Origin of the sequence: Candidatus Methanosphaera massiliense (assembly GCF_028890305.1) — an archaeon.
Taxonomy (GTDB): Archaea; Methanobacteriota; Methanobacteria; order Methanobacteriales; family Methanobacteriaceae; genus Methanosphaera; species Methanosphaera massiliense.
In genome coordinates, this window is sequence record NZ_JARBXM010000001.1 from 331,308 (window position 1) to 352,145 (window position 20,838).

The 20,838-nt window shown below is 29.4% G+C and carries 15 protein-coding genes and 1 pseudogene; 13 read left to right on the top strand and 3 right to left on the bottom strand.

Translation table 11 applies throughout. From position 1 onward, the window contains the following. Positions 1-147: 147 nt before the first annotated feature. The 12 genes and pseudogenes from eif1A to OTK55_RS01690 all read left to right on the top strand — a co-directional run bounded on the left by eif1A (position 148) and on the right by OTK55_RS01690 (position 14,115). The gene (gene eif1A / locus OTK55_RS01635) at positions 148-480 is read left to right on the top strand and encodes a translation initiation factor eIF-1A (RefSeq protein ID WP_274870214.1); all 333 of its coding nucleotides are present in this window, start codon (positions 148-150) and stop codon (positions 478-480) included. A gap of 50 nt (positions 481-530) precedes the next feature. Continuing rightward, positions 531-1,475 carry an arsenic resistance protein gene (locus OTK55_RS01640; protein WP_274870215.1) on the top strand — a complete coding sequence of 315 codons (945 nt, stop codon included), beginning with the start codon at positions 531-533 and terminating at the stop codon, positions 1,473-1,475. A gap of 76 nt (positions 1,476-1,551) precedes the next feature. Then, on the top strand, positions 1,552-2,298 hold the full coding sequence (locus OTK55_RS01645; RefSeq protein WP_274871734.1) for a serine protein kinase RIO: 747 nt from the start codon (positions 1,552-1,554) through the stop codon (positions 2,296-2,298). Between the two features lie 389 nt (positions 2,299-2,687). Further along, positions 2,688-3,296 (top strand): annotated as a pseudogene (locus OTK55_RS01650) (KH domain-containing protein); the annotation flags it as partial. 494 nt (positions 3,297-3,790) lie between these two features. Then, the gene (gene top6B, locus OTK55_RS01655; RefSeq protein ID WP_274871735.1) at positions 3,791-5,446 is read left to right on the top strand and encodes a DNA topoisomerase VI subunit B; all 1,656 of its coding nucleotides are present in this window, start codon (positions 3,791-3,793) and stop codon (positions 5,444-5,446) included. A gap of 49 nt (positions 5,447-5,495) precedes the next feature. Then, positions 5,496-6,566 (top strand): DNA topoisomerase IV subunit A, encoded by a 1,071-nt coding sequence (locus tag OTK55_RS01660; RefSeq protein WP_274871737.1) that lies wholly within the window; start codon positions 5,496-5,498, stop codon positions 6,564-6,566. Positions 6,567-6,629: 63 nt separating this feature from the next. Continuing rightward, positions 6,630-7,004 (top strand): DUF5518 domain-containing protein, encoded by a 375-nt coding sequence (locus tag OTK55_RS01665; RefSeq protein WP_274870216.1) that lies wholly within the window; start codon positions 6,630-6,632, stop codon positions 7,002-7,004. A gap of 86 nt (positions 7,005-7,090) precedes the next feature. Further along, positions 7,091-7,459 (top strand): DUF5518 domain-containing protein, encoded by a 369-nt coding sequence (locus OTK55_RS01670; RefSeq protein WP_274870217.1) that lies wholly within the window; start codon positions 7,091-7,093, stop codon positions 7,457-7,459. Between the two features lie 253 nt (positions 7,460-7,712). After that, on the top strand, positions 7,713-8,726 hold the full coding sequence (locus tag OTK55_RS01675) for a phosphorylating glyceraldehyde-3-phosphate dehydrogenase (RefSeq protein ID WP_274870218.1): 1,014 nt from the start codon (positions 7,713-7,715) through the stop codon (positions 8,724-8,726). 199 nt (positions 8,727-8,925) lie between these two features. After that, on the top strand, positions 8,926-10,149 hold the full coding sequence (locus OTK55_RS01680) for an ornithine cyclodeaminase, nickel-pincer nucleotide-dependent (RefSeq protein WP_274870220.1): 1,224 nt from the start codon (positions 8,926-8,928) through the stop codon (positions 10,147-10,149). A 48-nt stretch (positions 10,150-10,197) separates the two neighbouring features. Beyond that, positions 10,198-11,133 (top strand): calcium/sodium antiporter, encoded by a 936-nt coding sequence (locus OTK55_RS01685; protein WP_274870221.1) that lies wholly within the window; start codon positions 10,198-10,200, stop codon positions 11,131-11,133. Positions 11,134-11,454: 321 nt separating this feature from the next. Beyond that, a complete protein-coding gene (locus tag OTK55_RS01690) occupies positions 11,455-14,115 on the top strand; it encodes a hypothetical protein (RefSeq protein WP_274870222.1) in 2,661 nt (886 codons plus the stop codon). Positions 14,116-14,338: 223 nt separating this feature from the next. On the opposite strand, the gene OTK55_RS01695 is transcribed toward OTK55_RS01690, so the two are convergent. From OTK55_RS01695 to OTK55_RS01705, 3 genes are all read right to left on the bottom strand, one after another. Next, positions 14,339-17,686 (bottom strand): Ig-like domain-containing protein, encoded by a 3,348-nt coding sequence (locus tag OTK55_RS01695; protein ID WP_274870223.1) that lies wholly within the window; start codon positions 17,684-17,686, stop codon positions 14,339-14,341. Positions 17,687-18,015: 329 nt separating this feature from the next. Further along, positions 18,016-18,834, bottom strand: coding sequence for a metallophosphoesterase (locus OTK55_RS01700; protein WP_274870224.1), 819 nt, complete (start codon positions 18,832-18,834; stop codon positions 18,016-18,018). A gap of 7 nt (positions 18,835-18,841) precedes the next feature. Then, positions 18,842-20,044 (bottom strand): aldo/keto reductase, encoded by a 1,203-nt coding sequence (locus OTK55_RS01705; protein ID WP_274870226.1) that lies wholly within the window; start codon positions 20,042-20,044, stop codon positions 18,842-18,844. A 193-nt stretch (positions 20,045-20,237) separates the two neighbouring features. Here OTK55_RS01705 and OTK55_RS01710 point away from each other — a divergent pair, with 193 nt between their 5' ends. Then, positions 20,238-20,732 (top strand): GyrI-like domain-containing protein, encoded by a 495-nt coding sequence (locus tag OTK55_RS01710; RefSeq protein WP_274870227.1) that lies wholly within the window; start codon positions 20,238-20,240, stop codon positions 20,730-20,732. Positions 20,733-20,838 lie beyond the last annotated feature (106 nt).

The following is a 20,838-nucleotide window of genomic DNA, read 5'->3' on the forward strand; positions in this document are numbered from 1 at the left end:
AATTTAAAAAAAATTATATAGTTAAAAACGATATATAATATATAACATAGAATTATGATTTTATATACTTAGAAATTTAATATACATTTTAATCAATGAAATTTAATTTAACAATTACTCATTAGGAAAGAATGGAGGATATATAATTTGAAAAAATCTAACAATAAGAAAAACCATAACCATAATAACAACCAAAATAACGGAGAGAACATCCGTGTAAGATCACCAAGAAAAGGTGAAATTCCTGGAGTTGTTGAGGAAATTCTAGGACATGGAAAACTCAAAGTAAGATGTAACGATAAAAAGATCAGATTATGTCGTATTCCTGGAAAAATGAAAAAAAGAATTTGGATTCGTCAAGGTGATGTTGTACTTGTAAAACCATGGGACTTCCAAAGTGATGAAAAAGCAGATGTTATTTGGAGATACACACGTACAGAAGCTAATTACCTTGAAAGAAGAGGATTCTTAAAAATATAATGTTGATATCAAAATAAATAATAAACATAATAGTTCGAAGAGGAATTTAAATGGATTTAGTAGAAAAATTAGAGCCTGTTCTCATCTTTGGAGCTATTATATTAGGTTTATTATTTAAAGATGTGACAATATTAAATCAAATCAGCCCCTATTTAATAAATATTTTTTTAGCATTAATGTTATTTGCAGTATTTCTGGATGTTCCTCTGGAAGATATTAAAAACAGTTTTTATAACAGACGATTTACTGTAACAAGCCTCCTGATTAACTTCTTATGGACACCATTATTCGGCTATTTTTTAGGTGATTTATTCCTACATGGAAATATTAATCTACTTCTTGGCTTTTTCATGTTAATTTTAACACCATGTACTGACTGGTATCTATTATTTACTAAAATGGCAAAGGGTGATGTTCCTCTGAGCTTATCTATTCTACCAATAAACTTAGTACTACAATTAGTATTACTTCCAGTGTATTTATTATTGTTTTTCTCAAATAGCAATACACTAAATATATTAAGTCTAGCAAATAGTCTTTTAACGTTTATTGTGATTCCTTTTATCACTGCACAAATTGTTAAATATGTCTTACAGGGAAGGTCCATTAAAAGTGAGATTATATCATTTTTCAGCAGTTACCAGACAATCTTTCTATGTATTGCAATATTCGGGTTATTTAATACAGAGGCAAGTAATCTTTTTGATAACATTAATATTATAGGAATTGTATTTATTCCATTGATATTATTCTTTATCATGAACTTTATCTTAGATTATATTGTAGCAAGAAGAAGTGGTTTTAATTATGAGGATTATGCTAGTTTAACTTTAACTACCTTAGCACGTAATTCACCACTTGCACTTGCTATAGCTATCAGTTCATTTCCAGATAATCAATTAGTTGCTATTGCACTAGTAATTGGGCCATTAATAGAGTTACCAGTATTGTATATTGTATCAAAAATACTATTACAAATACGTAAAAATTATTAGAGAATAAATAAAGAGATAATAGCATTAGAAAGGAGTTTTTTAATTGAATAAACATTACCGTGATGCAGATAATCAGATGCGTAAATTAGAAGAGACTAAGAGAATTAAAAGTTCCGAAGATAAACAAGTTTCTAGTGAAGTTTTTGATGATAAAACACTGAAAGTATTGTATAAATTAGCAAAACAGGGATATATTAATACTTTAAATGGTGTTATCAGTACTGGTAAAGAAGCTAATGTTTTTCTAGGTATTGATGATGATGGTAATAATGTTGCTGTTAAGATTTATAGGGTTATGACTCTTGATTTTAAGAAGATTAAAGAATATATTGCCGGAGATCCTAGATTCAAGACTCATGGAAATAACACTAGACAAATAGTTACAACATGGACAAGAAAGGAGTTTAAAAATCTTAGCAGATTATATAATTTAGGATTAAATGTTCCTGAACCTTACACTGCTATGGAAAATGTTCTTGTAATGGAATATTTAGATTATTCAGATAATGATGCTACAGCTGCACCACCACTTAGTAAAATTAAGTTAGATAATGCTGAGGAAGTTTTCGAGGAAATTCTTAATTTTATGGATATTGCATATAATGAGGCTGACCTTGTACATGGTGATCTTTCACAGTATAATATTTTATTATCTCATGGTCATCCATATATTATAGATTTATCACAGGCTACACTACGTAGTCATCCTTCCAGTAGAGAATTACTTGAAAGAGATATAAAGAATATTGTATATGATAGTAAAAAATTTAAAGTTAATTTAGATTATGATTATGTTAAACATAGAATAATTAAAGAAGAATAACTATTTACTTTAAACAACATACCTATCATATCTTTTTTATACCAAGTTTTTTATATTAGTGTTAATATAGATAAATAATAGAATTAATATTAATATTGATGTAAAGAATGTTATTAAAATATTTGATTTTAAAAATAATAAAAAATAATAAATATTAATTAAATTATATAACAATAATAACAAGACAATACTTCAATAGTATTACTATCCCCAATCAGATAAAAAGAATAATAAATTTTTTTTCTATTTAATGAAGATTAGTTAAATAATATCAGTATACCTTTTTATCATTTATTAAATAGATAATGATTAGTATTGTAATCATATTAAATTACTTAAATTATACGACTTATGAGAAAAAATATTACACGAAAAGGAGCTTTTTTATAATGGTTAATACAGAGTACCTTAAAATACCAAAAGACAGAGTTGGCGTAGCAATCGGGAAAAATGGTAAAATTAAACACCAATTAGAAATTATTACTAAAACAGAATTGAAAATTGACAGTGATACAGGAGATATTGCTATAAGTTCAACTGATGAGACTGATGATCCATTAGCAACATGGAAAGCTAGATATATGATTAAAGCTATAGGTAGAGGATTTAATCCAGATATCGCATTAACTCTTGAAGATGATGAAATGATTTTAGAAATCATCAACTTACAAGATTATGTTGGAAAATCAAAGAAAGCATTAGTAAGACAAAAAGGTAGAATTATAGGTAAAAATGGTAGAACCAGACAGATTATGCATGATATGCTTGATGTTGAAATCAGTATTTATGGTAAAACTGTTTCCTTAATTGGTAAAATTGAAAATATTCAAATGGCTAGAGAAGCTATTGAAATGATTCTTGATGGTTCCAGACAGAAAACTGTTTATGCTTATCTTGAGAAGATGCATGATAAACTTAAAAGACAAGAATTTGATGAACTTGTTAATGGTAAACCGGACAGAAAGGATATTTTAAGAGAAGATTTAGATACTGATGAAAACTTTACTGATGCAGAAAAGGATTATAATAAAGATGCTATTAGTGAAGAAGATGAGGATGAAGATGAATTTGAAGAAGTTCCTGAAACTTTATGATTGATTTTTTTCTCTTTAATTTTTTTAGTAAAATATTCACCACCAACTAACTTAATTTTTTTTTATTTAAATTATTCATATTTTTTAATTGTGAACTTTTATTTAGAATAATATTTATGTTATATATCAATTACTTATCAAGACCCCCCAAAACTAACATATTTTTATCAAGTAGGGTATATACAATGGTTTTATATTGTATGTTTTACATATATAATTAATAGAAAAAATAATCGTTTTTAAATGATACATATGTATAAACTATTGAAATTACAACAAGTTTTAACATATTATCTAAAAAGAGAAGAACAATTATTATTAAATTAAAAGTAGAAAAAATAAAAAATAATACTTATAATTAAATAAGTAATATTAATATAAACGGAGGAATGAAATCCTTGGAACGTGATACATCCGATTTATTTAAAGAATTTAAAGAATTAACCGCGTCAGAATTCTTCAGACGTAACAAACAAATGTTAGGATTCTCAGGAAAAATTAGATCACTAACAATAGTATTCCACGAACTAATAACAAACAGTCTCGATGCATGTGAAGAAGCAGGAATTCTACCCGACATAACAATAGAATTAAAAAGATTAGGAAAAGACCACTACCTACTTAAACATGCAGATAACGGACCAGGTATACCAGAAGAATTCATAACCAAAGTATACTGTCAAATGTTCGCAGGAAGTAAATTCAGAAATATACAATCACGAGGACAACAAGGTCTCGGATGTAGTGGATGTGTATTACTATCACAAATGACAACAGGACAACCTGTAAAAATAAGATCAAGATACAAAGATGGTGATGAACTTAAAGGAGTAGAAATGACCGTAAAACTTGATGTTAAAAAGAATACAGGTATCATCTTAGACAGAAAAGAATTTGAAACTGATCGTACAGGCTCAGGAATAGAAATAGAATTTAAAGATGTATCATATTCCATGAGTGAACAAGGAGCATACGAATACATAAGACGTACAGTAATAGGAAATCCACACGCAAGAATAGTATTCAAAGACCCATCCGGAAGAAAATATACCTTTGAAAGAGCAACAAATGAAATACCTCCACTACCAAAAGAAGTACTACCACACCCAAAAGGAGTAACAGCAGACGATATAATATACCTCTGTAAAAGTACAAACAAAAAACGATTCAAAAACCTATTAATGGACTCATTATCACGTGTATCAGCAGCTAAAATCAAAGAAATCGAAGAAGCTACTGGAATCGACATGAATAAAAGACCAAAAAGTATAACATGGAAAGAAGCAGAAGCAGTAGTTAATCAATTCGATAAAATGAAATTTATGGCTCCACCAACAAGTGGTCTTAAACCAATAGGAAACGAACAAATAGAAAAAGGTATTAACGAAATACTATTACCAGAATTTTCAACAGCAATAACAAGAAAACCACAAGCATACCGTGGAGGAGTATCATTCATCATAGAAGCAGGTATTGCTTATGGTGGAAAAGCAGGAAGACTCATAGGAAATCAGAGAAAAGCAGAAATAATGAGATTTGCAAACAGAGTTCCACTAACCTTTGACCAAGGAAGCTGTGCAATAACAGAAGCTCTAAAAAGTATAGATTGGAGAAGATATGGTATAAGAGACCTTGACAATGCACCAATAACAGTATTTGTAAACATCATATCAACAAACGTACCATACTTATCCACTGGAAAACAAAGTGTTGCACCAGAACCAGAAATAGTAAGAGAAATCAGACAAGCAACAATGAAAATAGCACGTAAACTAGAAAAATACATAAGAACCAAAAAAGCAGCTAAAAACGAGGAAATGAGAGCAAAAATATTCGAAGACCTTGTACCAGTAGTAATCAAACAATCAGCACTATTAGCAGAAAAAGATGTTCCAGAGTATGACCATGTAATGGATGAAGTAACACACAAAGCAAAAATCATGGACATGAAAAACCGTCTTAAACAACCAGAAATTGAACCAATGAAAATCAAAACAGAAGAACCTAAAATGCGTCTAAAAACCGAAGTTGACGAAGATTTTGATGAAGAATAAACTCTTTTAAGAATAAATAATATGAAATAATGAGGGAAGAATTCATATGATGAAACATAAAGAAATTGCATTAAACAAGCTAAGAGGAATGGGAGATGAAGTACTAGAAGAAATACTTCAGGAAAGAGTACCTAGCTTACAAATACCATCAAGAGGAACTGGAAATATTATATATAATGAAGATAAACGATACTTTGAATTAGGTGACCGTACAGGAACTAGATCCCTAGGTAATGTTAAACAAATTAAAAAATTAGCACAAATGATGTGTGTCGGAAACTTCTGTAAAGAACTAGTAAACATACAAAAAACAGCTACCATGAGGGAAATGTACTATGTATCAGAAGGATGGGATGTTGGATTTGATAACCAGCAGGAATCAAACAACATTACTGAAGATATAGAAGTAACATTAGGAGTATCACGTGAAAACCTAGGATTACTCCCTGAAGAAGATGGAGCATCTGTATATGGTGATATCACACTACGTGATGATGACGTAGAATTCAATGCATTAAGACTAGGAAAAGCAGGATATACTATTCCACCAACAATAGATGATGTAGAATTTGTAGATTCTAATGTTGAAAGAATTATTGCAGTGGAAACTATGGGAATGTATCACCGTATGGTTCAAGAAAAAGCATATGACCGTTTTAATACATTAATTGTAGGATTAAAAGGACAAGCTGCACGTGCAACACGTAGATTTATCAGAAGAGCTAGTGATGAGCTACAAGTCCCAGTATATATTTGTAACGACGGAGACCCATGGGGTTTCCACATTGCTATGGTAATTATATCAGGTAGTGCAAAATTAGCACACGTAAACCATGACCTTGCTACACCAGATGCAAAATTTTTAGGTGTAACAGCATCAGACATTATTAATTACGATTTACCAACTGACAAACTAAAAGATATAGATGTAACACGTCTAAAAGAATTAGCAGCAGACCCTAGATATAAAGGAGAATTCTGGCAGACGGAAATCAAAAAAATGATTAAACTAGGACGAAAAGCAGAGCAACAGTCATTCTCCAAATATGGTTTAGAATATATTGTAGATACATACTTCCCTAACAAAATAAGTGCTATTGAAGGAAAACCTCTGGAATAGGCTTAAAACTAGGTATATGATTAGTTATATTATCTAATCATATCATTTTTAGGAGAGGATAGTATGAGTTTTAAAAACATGCTAAAAGGAAAAAGTATTGCTTTAACTATCTTAATGATTATAGCTTGTTCATTATTAACTAATGATAATAGTTTTATAATACCCACAATACTTTTCATAGGAATAATCTCTGGTATAATGCTTCATGTTAACATAAAGGAAACATTACTTAATTCTTTTATCGCTTTTATTATCGGATCAATAATTGCATTTATTGTATCCCTAATAACCGTATATTATACGTATGGTGGTTTATATGCTATAGCAGTTGTACAGTACTCTCTTATTAGTATAATAACATATATTATTATTGGATGTATTGGTAGCTACATAGGATATTATGTATCAGAAGAATTAGGATTATTAAATCAAAAATAAATAAAAAAACACTCTTTTATCAATGAAAAAACTTATGAATCTATATATAAAATAAGATAAAAAGTATTAGAAAGGAGTTAGTAAATATGGATTTTAACAAAGTAACCCAAGGAAAAGCTGTACCTTTAGGAATAATAATTATCATAATCACTTACTTAATAAGTGGTTCAAGTTCAAGTATATTACCATTTATATTTATTACAGGAATACTTGTTGGAATTATGAAAAATGAAGAAGTAGCCGAATCAACAGTAGCAGCATTTCTCAGTACACTTATTGGTGCAGTAGTAGCTACCGTAATTTCATTAATAATGATGTACATGTCATACGGACCAATATACTTCACATACATGTTATACTCATCATTATACTCATTAGTATTTTACATCATAGCAGGTACCATTGGTGGTGTAATAGGCTACTATGTATATCAGGAATTAGATATTAAAAAATAAAGAATATTATTATAATTCCACACACTTTTTTTCTCTTTTTTAAATTCAATGAATTCTATTATAAAAAAATTATATTCAACTATTTTATAGAGGTATTCACTAAAAAACAGTAAAATTTTAAAATAAATTTATAAACATCATAATTCTTATATAGTAATATAACTGAAAAAAATTTTTAGAAACGATAATCTTTCTAATATAAACTCTTAAAATATCAAGGGATTATAATATTTTTTTACAGGGATGTTACATTATGAAAAATATTGGAATAAATGGATATGGAACCATAGGTAAAAGAGTTGCAGATGCTGTATCTGCTCAAGATGACATGAAAATTGTTGGAGTAACAAAAAGATCTCCTGATTTCGAGGCACAGATGGCTGTTAAAAAAGGATATGATTTATACCTCAGTGCTCCTGAAAAAGAAAGTCAATTTGAAGAAGCAGGTATTGAAGTATCAGGTACTGCAGATGAATTATTTGAAAAATTAGACCTAGTTGTGGATTGTACACCAGGAGGTATTGGTTCACAGAACAAAACAGATATCTATGAAAAAATAGGATTAAAAGCCATATTTGAGGGTGGCGAAGATCATGATGCAATAGGTTCATCTTTCAATGCTGAGGCAAACTATGAAAGTAACATAGGCAAAGATTACGTACGTGTAGTTTCCTGTAACACCACAGGATTATGTCGTACACTTAAACCAGTATATGATTTAGCAGGTATTAAAAAAGTTAGAGCTGTAATGGTAAGAAGAGCAGCAGACCCTAATGATGCTAAAAAAGGACCTATAAATGCTATTGTTCCGACAACTGAAGTTCCATCACATCACGGACCCGATGTACAAACAATCATACCTGATGTTACTGTAATAACCATGGCTTTAATGGTTCCGACCACACTTATGCACACACATAATATAATGGTTGAATTAGAGAACAATGTAACAACAGATGATGTGCTTGATGCTTTCAAGGAAGCTTACCGTGTACTACCTATTCAGAAAAGCCTTAAATTAGGATCTACTGCTGAAATAATGGAGTATGCTAAAGACCTTGGACGTTCAAGAGGAAATATGTACGAAATACCTGTATGGGAAGAATCAGTAAATGTTGAAGATGGAGAATTATTCTATATGCAAGCTGTTCACCAAGAATCTGATGTTGTACCAGAAAATGTTGATGCAATCAGAGCAATGCTTGAATTAGAAGATGATGGAGAAAAATCTATAATAAAAACCAATAAAGCTATGGGTATACTATAGAGTATAATTTTAATTCTTCTCCCTCTCTATTTTTAACTTATTTTTATCACTATATTTCCAGAACATTTAACAAATATCGAACAAAACTATGATAAAATAGTTTATACTATAATCAAGAAAAATATATAACATTCAATTAATACCTAAATCATTGAATAGTATATGTTAATATTAAAATTTTTAAAGGACTGTAGAAATAATGTATTCAGAACAAATATTATTACGTGGACATATTATAGACTCATTAATATTGCCTAAAGCAATGGACACTATCCTAGAACAGGGTGGTGACTACGAAATTGAAGATTTAGAAGTAGGAAAACTAAAAACTGATAAAAGTACTGCAAAACTTCTAGTAAAATCCGAGGATTATGAAACATTCAACAGAATACTAGACATGTTAACTGATTACGGAGCAGAAGTTATTAAAGATGTAGAAGAAGTTGAATTAATAGAATCAGAAAAAGATAAAACAGTACCAAGCAATTTTTATTCCACTAGTAACTATAATACTAAAATAAGATACAACAATCAATGGATTAATATTGATAATATAGAAATGGACTGTGTTATCACAGTAGATACTGAAAATGAAACAGCTACTTGTAAACCATTAAATTCAATAAAAAAAGGAGAAAAAATAGTAGTTGGTAGAAGAGGAGTTAAAGTAACTCCACCTGAAAAGGCTAGAGGTAAAAACCAGTTTGAATTCATGAACAGTGATGCATCTGCTGAAAAACCTACCCGAAGTATTATTCACAAAGTAGCAGTTGAAATGAAAGAAATCAAGGATAATGGTGGAAAAATACTTGTTGTAGGTGGACCTGCAATTATACACACAGGATGTGCACCTATACTAGCTGATTTAATACGTGAAGGATATGTAGATAAAATATTTGCAGGTAATGCTCTTGCTACACACGATATTGAAAATGCATTATATGGAACATCACTTGGTGTAAAGATGGAGACCGGAGAACTAGTTGAACATGGACATAAACATCACTTATCTGCTATTAACACTATTAACAAAGCAGGTAGTATTCGTGATGCTGTAGAACAAGGTGTTTTAACTAGTGGTATTATGTATGAATGTGTAAAAAAGAATGCACCATACGTTCTTGCTGGTAGTATTCGTGATGATGGACCACTTCCAGATGTTATAACAGATTCACAGGAAGCACAGCAGAGAATGCGTGAAGAAGTACAGGATGTTGACATGGTTATTATGATTGCAACATTACTTCACAGTGTTGCTACTGGTAACCTTATTCCAGCTAGAATAAAAAGTGTTTGTGTAGATATTAGTAATGCTTCTGTAACTAAGCTTGCTGACAGAGGTAGTGCACAGGTTATAAGTATTGTTACTGATATTGGTTCATTCCTACCTATGTTAGAGGATGAATTACACAGACTAGAATAAGTTATTAAATACTTATTCTTTTATTTTTAATATTTTGAGGATAATTTTATGGATATCTTAACAATTATATTGCTTATTATAGGTTTTGTACTTCTTATTAAGGGTGCTGATATGTTTGTTGATGGTGCCAGTGATCTTGCTACTAAACTTAAAATCCCTGCTATGATTATTGGTTTAACTATTGTAGCCTTTGGTACTAGTGCACCGGAAGCTGCTGTTTCTGTAACTTCAGCCCTTAATCATAGTAATGCTATAGCAATAAGTAACATTGTAGGTAGTAACATTTTTAATTTACTTGTAGTTGTAGGTATTACTGCTATTATTTATAAGATTGATATAGATGACGTATCACTAAAACAGGATTTTCCTGTTCTTTTAATAAGTAGCATACTATTACTCTTATTTATTGTAACTAGTAGTCAGATTAGTAGGATTGAAGGTATAATCTTCCTAATAGGTATAATAGCATACGTTGCACTTCTTATTGTTAAATCTAAAAAAGAAAGTAAGAACATGCCTGTAGGAACTACACACTTATCCAACATAATGATTGTGTTATTTATAATAGTTGGTTTAGCTTTCATACTAATTGGTAGTGATTTAGTAGTAGATGCTTCAAAAGATATTGCTTTAAGCCTAGGAATGTCTGAAACATTAGTAGGATTAACAATAGTATCAATAGGTACATCTCTACCAGAGCTTATGACTAGTGTAACAGCAGCATACAATAAGAATACCGGAATTGCAATAGGTAATGCTGTTGGAAGTTGTATATTTAACATACTATTCATTGTTGGTTTAACAACAACAATAACTCCTATTGCAACAACAAATGTTATGGTAATTGATACTATTATAATGATTTTAGCATTAATTATCACATACATATTAGCATATGATAAAAAGGATTTCAACAGGAAAGATGGAATCATCCTAGTATCCTTATTTATTGTATATATGATCTATATCATCATAAGAAACTAGAAATAACCTCCATTCTTACTTATTTTTTTATAAAAATAACTTTAAACAGTTTAAAATACAGATTAAGACATTGGCCCTTCTTTTTAAAGACTAATTTATTTAAATAACAAAATATAAAATAAATATCAGAGGTGATTATTTATTAAACGAAATAATTTAACATTTAAAAAATTATTTCCAGTATTAGTAATAATAGCATTACTAGTATGTATAAGTGCAGTCTCAGCTGCTGACACAAATCAAACAGGTCATAGCACTGTTACAGCAGGTATAGGAGTTGGGGCAGATAATATACAAGTAACAGATTCTAGTAATCAAAATGTGAAAGATGATAACTCACAATACACGAACACACAAAATACAAATACACAGACCACAGTAGAACAAAACACAACACAAAAAGATAGTGATAATACAACAAGTACTACTACAAAAGATTCTAAAACAGTGAATAATACAACAGGATACAGTAAAATCTATGTGAGTACATCTGGAAATGATAATAATTCCGGTGCAAGTAGTACTACTGCAAAGGCAACAATAAAAAGTGCTCTTACTGCAGTGAATGATAAAGGAACCATTTATCTTGCAGAGGGTAATTATAATCAACATAAAATACTTATTAACAAGAATGTAACTATAATAGGTAATAATACTAAAAAAACAATAATCAACGGTAGAGGAAGCCATGTATTTACCATAGCTTCTGGAACAACTGTTACTTTCAAAGCATTTACAATTACAAGTGCTAAAGATGAAAATGGTGGAGCAATATACAACAAAGGAACATTGAACTTAGAGTCAATGAAAATAACAATGTCAACTGCCACAGCAAATGGTGGTGGAGTATATAACAAGGGTAGATTAACTGCTGTTAAAACATCATTCTCAAATAACAATGCAGATTATGGAGGAGCAATATATAATCTTGGTTCATTAAGCTTTTCAAGATGCTCTTTTGATAAAAATAATGCAAGTAAACTTGGTAGTGTAATAACATCATCTAATGGTGTAACATTATACAATACAAATGTAACATACAATGGTAACACAGCAATTTATCTAAGTTCAGAAAATAAAACATCCACTATTAAAACAGGAATATTCCTAAAAAACACTGGTATAAATGGTGGAGCAATATATAACGTTGGAAAATTGAATTTAAATAAAACCTACTTTAACAGTAATAGTGTAACCAAAGATGGAGGCGCTATATACAATACTGGAACAATAGCAGGGTATAATAATACATTTGTAAGTAATAATGCTGATAGCAAAGGTGGAGCAATATATAACAAAGGAACACTGTATTTAAGTCAGAACAGCTTCAAAACAAACAAAGCAAATATTACTGGTGGAGCAATAAACAATAATGGAACATTAACAGTCAAATACTCACAATTTACTAACAATAACGTTAACACATATGGTGGAGCAATATTTACCACAGCATTATCTCCTATGAATATTACAATAAGCCACTCTACCTTCACAAATAACACTGCAAAACTAGGTGGAGCAGTATATGCGGATGAAGATAATAAAGTACTCATAAACTATTCAATATTTACTTTAAACAATAATAATGCAGTATACCTTAAAACCACAAGGACTAACTATGTATACAATTCAACATTTAACAAAAACTATGCATCAACTGGTGGAGCTATCTATGTTAATGGAGCAGGTGCAGTAATCAACAAAGTATTCTTTAAAGCAAACAATGCTACAATTAATGGTGGAGCATTATATAACTATAAAGGAAAAACAACTATTCAAAATTCAGTATTATTCGATAACAATAAAATAGATGTATACAATAACAAAGGAAAACTAACTGCAAACTATAACTGGTGGGGTAATAACTCAAAACCATCAAGTAGCAGACAGTATTCAACAACAATAAACAATTGGATCTACTTAAAAGTGACCACGTCCGGATCAAATTACGTAAATTCAACACTAAAAATCATGACAACATTAAATTACATATATAATGGAAATAAAACAAGCGCATATAATACTAGCAGTAAATTACCACGCTTAACCATAAATGAAGCTATTGTTGGTGGAGGAATACGTAATACATATACAACAACCACTGGAACAATAACAATATCCAAGAAAATAACTAGCACAGGAAATATAACAATAACAACATACTCATATAACCAGAAACTTAAAAAAACCATAAACGTTTTAACAAACACAAAAATCATAACGAACAAGAAAATGACTGCATTATATGTGAAATTAGACAGTAGTGTAACTAAAGCTAATGTAACACAATGGGTAAACGCTAAAATTACAGATGTATATGTTCAATCAAGAGCTTCAACAAATAACACAGCTTTACTAAAAAAAGTAATATCATTATGTAAGAACACCAATATTAATGTACATACATACATGGTATGTTTCAGTACAAGCAATGGATTTAATGTAAGTACAGCACAGCAAAATATGATAAAAAACTTTGTTAAAAAAGTTATCAGGATTAATGGATTATCAGGAGTATGTCTTGATTATGCCAGATACTCTGGATCAAATCCTAGTATAGTACAACCATCAGTGATAACAAACTTCGTTAAATCTGTTAACAGTATTGTAAAAGGTTATAATAAAAACTTAGTTGTATCAATGACAGTTTATGCTGAAAAAAGTGACACTAAAAAATATTACGGACAAGATTATGCTAATTTAAGTAAATATGTTGATGTAATGATGCCTATGGCATACAAATACTCATACCATGCTGGTACTAACTGGCTAAAAGACTCAACAGCATATGTTGTTAAGTATGCTACACATTCTAAAGTAGTAACCATACTTCAAACATACGATAATTCATACAACAAATTATCTGCATCCGAGCTGAACTCTGATGCAAAAGCAGTGATGAGTGGCGGATCACAAGGTTATGCACTATTCAGATATGGATACATAACTAAATATCCTACAGCAGCAGCAAATTTATCATAAAATAACATAACAAGTAATATGTTAATTAACCTTCCTTTTTTTATCTTTTTTGGAAGTTTAGAATAAATATTATCCTTTTTTAAATAAATAATTGAGCTTTATAAAAAATTATAATTTTATATAACGCATATTATTAGTTAATTTCATCTCTTTTTCTAGAAATAGTTATTAAAATAAAAAAAATGAAGGAGAATAATATTATGTACTTTCCTATTCTCCCAGATTATTCCACCCTAAGTACTGAGTGTGTAGTAGCATGTCTATATTTAGATGTTTCACCAGCCTGTACAAGTAAATCATACTTTCCTTTCTTTAAATTACCAATATTATAGTCATATTCTATGATTCCATTAGTAACATTTAAATTACATATAGATTTACCTGCAACTTTAATATTAACCTTTGTTTTTGAGGTTACAATATTGCCTTTTGAATCTTTTATTACTGCTTTAATATGGATTGTACCATTTTTCTTTACACTGATATTAGGTGAATCCATTACTTTATACTTCTTAGAGACTATTAACTTGGTAGTAGTATTTGTATGATAATACGAACCAGTATCTCCAGTGACTATTGTTAAATTATAGATTCCTGAGCCCATGTTATCAGGTAACTTGTACGGTAATATTATTTGACCATTTACTACATTTACTGTTCCAATTGTCACATTGTTTATCTTTATTGATGCTTTTATTGTCTTGTTAATCAGTTTTTCATTTGAGAATATTTTTGCTTTGATTGTTATATTACTGTCCACTATTGTGTTTATGTTTTGTGATGTGATTTTGATTGGTTGTCTTTTATTTATTAGATATCCTGTCCATTGTGAGGCGTCATATATGTTATTTTCTCCACTGATAATTGTGATGTTATATGTTTTAGCATTGTTATTGTTACTGTAAGGGTATGCTATATGACCATTTTTTATTTGTATTGTGTTTACAGTTACATTGTTTAGTTTTATACATGCTTTTGATGTTCCTTGTATTGGTTTTCTTGTTAGTGCGTCCATTACTGTTGCATTGAATATTATCTTGTTTCCTTTTGATGAGTATATGTTTTTAGATATAATGTATGTTTTCCTGTTGTTTAGGGTTAAGTTTATTGTTTTTGTTGTTTGTCTGTATTTTGATGTTTCCTGTGTCATTATTGTTAGAGTATATGTGTTATTTGTGTATTTATTGTCTAGATTTAGTTTATATTTTAGTGATCCATTCATATAATATGTGTTTGCTAGTGTTTTGTTATTTATTTTTATTATTGTTGGTATTTTTGTATTTACTTGGTGTTTATTTGAGTTTATTGTCGTGTTTATCTGTATTTGTTCTAATTTTGTTAGTTTTATGTTGTTTGGTCCTGTTATGTATGTGTTATATTTTGTTATTTTTAATGTAGCATTTCTTGTTGTTGGTTTTGTGTTTGTTGTGTTTTTTGTCGTTATTGTTATGGTTATTGTTGATTCTGTTGTGTTTTCAGGTATTTTATATGTTTGATTTAGTGTTCCATTAGTAAATTGTGTGTTTATTGTCTTGTTATTTATTATTATTGTTGTTGGTATTGTTTCGGTTATTGGATTTCCTTCATAGTCGTTTATTGTTGCATTTATTTTTATTGTATCTCCAGGTGTTGCTCTTATTGTGTTGTTTGTTGTTATATATGCTGTTGTTTGGTGGATTGTTTTTGTTATTGTTGTTGTGTTTGTGGATGGTTTGTATATTTTTGTTCCCAGATATTTTGCTGTTATTGTGTAGTTTCCTATTGGCTGGCCTGTCATGTTATATATTAAGTTTCCTGTGTTATTTTTGATATTTGATGTGCCTATTAAGTTATTATTTAGGTAATATTCCATGGTTCCATTGTTTATTTCATCATAACTTGTTGTGTAAACATAGGTTGTTATGTTAAGTATATTTTTATTTGATAAGTATTTTGATATATGTGTTGTTGTGTTTGTTCTTTCAATGTCTATTATTTGATTTGTATTAGCATCATTGTACCATGAGGAGTTTTCATATGTGAATGATGCAGTATAAACATTATCTGCTTGATATTCATTAGGTAATATAATTATAGTATCATTAGTTGTGACAGGAACTGTGTCAACAAGTGTGCCATTAATTATTATGTTTATAACCCCATCATCTACTGTTCTATCATAGGAGTAACATCTAAGATCTATATTAATACGTCCATTCTCATCTAGTGTAACATCTTTCACATATAACTTGTTGGTATATTTAGTAATATTCATTAATGATTCTGCACGTGACTCGTTATATCTTTGAGTACCATAGTAAACAACTGTTAAGTTATGCATGCCGTAATCTAAGTTATCTGGTATTAGATAGGTAATATTAATATGACTATTATTAGCTATACTTGTAGCAATACTCTCGTTATCTATAAAGAATTCCACTAATCCATTTGTTTTATCATCAACATAGTTGTATATTGTTGCTGTTAGATTAACAATATTATTTCTATGTGCTGTAACATTACTTGTGTATACATTTGTTCTTATTTTTCTTACTGTTAATGTAGTATTATATGATTGTTCATTGTAAACATTGCTATCCCCGTAAACTATTGTTACATTATATTTACCTTCAAGATAATTTTCCAAGTTTATATTTATAGGTATGCTGCTGGTTACATCATATTCATCTATGAGTATATCATCAACATATACATCGAGTTTTCCATCATTCACTGTCTTATTTGAATAGATGGTTACTGTTGTTGTTACATTTGATCCATGATATCCTGTAATATAAGGTATGTATATATCACAATCAAGGGGATCCACATTTATTAATTCAGAGGTATTGAATGATTCATAGTAATTGTTACCTGTGTATACAAAGTCTATTAGTTCAGAGTTATATTTATTAGGTATTATTATTGATGAATCCTCTTCTGTTATATTCATGCTTTTTATCATTGTATCATTATAATACAGTGTCAATGTTCCAGTGTTAACCTTTTTTTGACCTGATATTAGGTTATAGGATATATTTAAGTTGTTATCTTCATCAAATATTGTATCAGTGATTGTTATATCTGTATCATGTTTATTTATTGTTATTGTTGCATTTGTTCCTGTGTTTTTATATTTTAAACTTCCTGAAAAATCTATTGTTAGATTATAAGTACCTGCATCGTATCCGTCCGTGTCAAATTCAAATGGTTCCTGAGATATTGATATATTTTGTACGCCAATAATCTCCTTATTAATATAATAGGTTAATATTCCATCATCTAAATTTGCAGGTTCTGATGATACATTAATATCAATTACATCACCTACCTGACAAGTTACATTATCTGTTGATATTTCGATATTTTCTTGTTCTTTTGCTTTTTTCAGGACTTTTGATTGACTCTTATTATTAACTGTTTTATAACTTGTATGAGTATGATGTGATGTATTTACCTGACTGTTAGTTGTAGTTGTATTTGATATAACCTGTGTATCATTTATATGTTCTATTGTCATAGAATCTGGATTTTCAGCATTACTAACTGATAAACCATACATTAATAGTAGAAGACAGACTACTAATAACATTGTAGTAATTAATTTATTATTGTTAAATTATTGCACCTCCACATTATATTCTTATTATGAAATGTAGAGGTTAAAAGAAAAATCATGGGGGATATTTTTTTATTAATTATTCACTTGACAGTTTTAATATGATTATACTTGGAGTCTTGTTTAGTTTAATTAATTTATAGGTAATTCTTTTAACCTCTACCATTTATTTTGTATGAAGGTTAAAAGTTGCTTATTTATGATATCAAAAAATAGAAAGAAAAAAAGAGTTTAAACGATTATTTAGGATTATTTTTAATAATAACTTATTCCATTCAATTATTTTCAAATATAAACATATTTTATGTGGATTCTAATGTTACAATTGTTATCTGTGGTGTTGCCATGAACCTAAAGGGTACAATTCGTTCACCAATTCCATTAGTTACTACTAACTGTGAACCATCTTCTTCATATAATCCAGAGATATATCTGTTACCTTTTGATGATTTCTGCACCCATGGAGCATATCCAAAGAAATTAATTTGTCCACCATGCGTATGTCCTGTTAGAGATAAATCTATACGTGAATGATTTATCAGGTCAAAGTAGTTTGGGTTATGGTATGCCATTATCACAAAATCATTTTCTGTTGTTCCGCTTGTTGTTCTACGAGGATATTGTAGGTCTGTTGAAATATCTCCTACTCCTCCTAATCTTATTCTTGCACTGTTCTTCTCTATCCATACCCCGTCATTACGTATGTTAGTTATTGTAGTGGATTCATCTAATAATTCACTTGTTTTATTTTTTGGATCATTATTTCCAAGTATACCGTATACTCCGTATTTTGCATGAAGATTATTTAGTATTTTAATACAGGTGTCAGCATCATTTTCATCATTTGTCACATAGTCTCCTACTAATACTATTATATCAGCATTTTGTTCATTTGTTTGATTTACTATGTAACTTACCCTGTTTTCATTAACATATTCCCCATAATGTATATCACCCACAACTGCTATTCGTGTACCATTAAATTCCGCGGGTATGTCACTAGATTGTACTTTTATTTCATTTACGTCAAGTTGTGTAGGTTCAACTACCAGTATTGTTAGAAATATACAGAGTATAATCATTATTATCTTTGATTTTTTACCTACCATGCGTCTAACCATCCCCCCCTTAACGATTTAAATACCATTTGAATATAGGTTTTCCTACTACATTTACTAGTTTCATAAATGTTTTTAATCCAAATGGTTCTAGTTCATCAGATACTTTCTTTAATTCCTGAGGTATGTTAATTTTTTGTGGACATTTAATTATACATGCACCACAATTTATACAATTACTTGCATATCCTGGTTTTCCACCCATTATCCCAGATACTCGAAAAGTATACTTTGTATCTTTTTTAAATATGTATTTTGCATTATATGCTTCGAAACATGCTGGTATATCCACATGTGCTGGACATGGCATACAATATCTACACTGTGTACATGGTACCTGAATTAATTCCTCATATACCTTTTTAACATTATTGTAGACTTGTAACTCTTCATCAGATATTGAATCAGATTCAGTGCTATTCATCGTTTCAATATTTTCATCTAGCTGTTTTATTTCACCCATTCCTGATAATATACATGTTATCTCTTTTTGATTGGCCAGCCATTTTAATGCCCATCTACTAGGTGTTTCATCTATATTTTCCTCTTCCATGGTTACTTTTACTTTTTCAGGAACATCATGTGCTAGTAATCCACCTTTTAATGGCTCCATAATAAATACACTTACATCATGATTATATGCGTATTGCACTCCTTTTCTTCCAGCTTGAACTTCTTCATCTATAAAATTGTATTGTAGTAGACACATATCCCAATCATAGTCATCAATTATCCTTGTGAAATCATCATAATTATCATGATACGAGAATCCTACATGTTTTACTTTTCCCTCTTTTTTTATTCTGTCAAGAAATTCTAAGACATGTAACGGTTTTAGTCTTTTATATGTTTCATAATTTAAGGAGTGTAGAAAGTAATAATCAATATATTCCACGCCTAACTTTTCCATTTGTTTATCCAGATACTCTTCTAAATCCTCTTCTTTTTTAACAAACCATACAGGCAATTTTGTTGAAATCTGCACATCATTTCTTCTATCTTGAAGAATATTTCTAAGAAATGTTTCACTTTCCCCATTATGATATAGATAAGCAGTATCTATAAGATTTACACCATGGTCAATCGCATAGTTAACTAACTTAGTAGCTTTTTGTTTGTCTATTCTACCATTTCTTGTCGGTAATCTCATAGCACCCAAGCCAAGTAATGAGACTTCTTCCCCTGTTTTTTTTATTGTTCTAGTTTGAATCATGGGCATTAACACCTTTTAATCCTAAATTAATCGTTTTTAACATTTTAATATATTAATACTATTATCAAATCTATTATTTATAAATGATATAACTTATAAATAATTAAATGTATCAGACGTATAATAAAAAAACAAAATTAATTTTTATATAACAATTTTATATTAATAAAAAAAATTATAGGAGTGTAAATAAATGGTTGAAATAGTTGAAAAAAGAATCCCTGAGCAAAAAGTAGCTTATGTTCCACATACAGATAGTTTCAGTAAATTACCTGAATTTATCAAGGAAGTAGGAGATCTTATAGCTGAAAATAACTTTAAAGCTGTTGGCTATCCTTATGGTTCATATGAGAACGATCTTGAGGAACGTGCTGAAAATAACCAAATGTTTGAAGTAGGTATGCCTATTGATAACTTCTACAACGATGGAAAACCTGCTGGTAGAATAGGAAAACTTGGACTTAAAGAAGTTACATCACATACAGTATTAGCTGCTCGTCATAAAGGAACTCATAAAAATTTTAATGAAACTATTAAGGCTATAGTTGATTATGCTATAAAAAATCAATATGATATTGTTGGACCTATCACTGAGATATACTTCCCTGCAGAAGAGGGTAGCCCTGTTGAAGAAAACATGACTGAAATACAAATTCCTGTAATATATATGGGTCCTAAACGAGATTAAAACATTTTATTTAATATTTTACTATTTTTTATCTTTTTTTTATAATAATTAGAATTAGCTGTTTATCTAAAAAAATTTCTATTTCTATAGAAGATTAATTATCTGA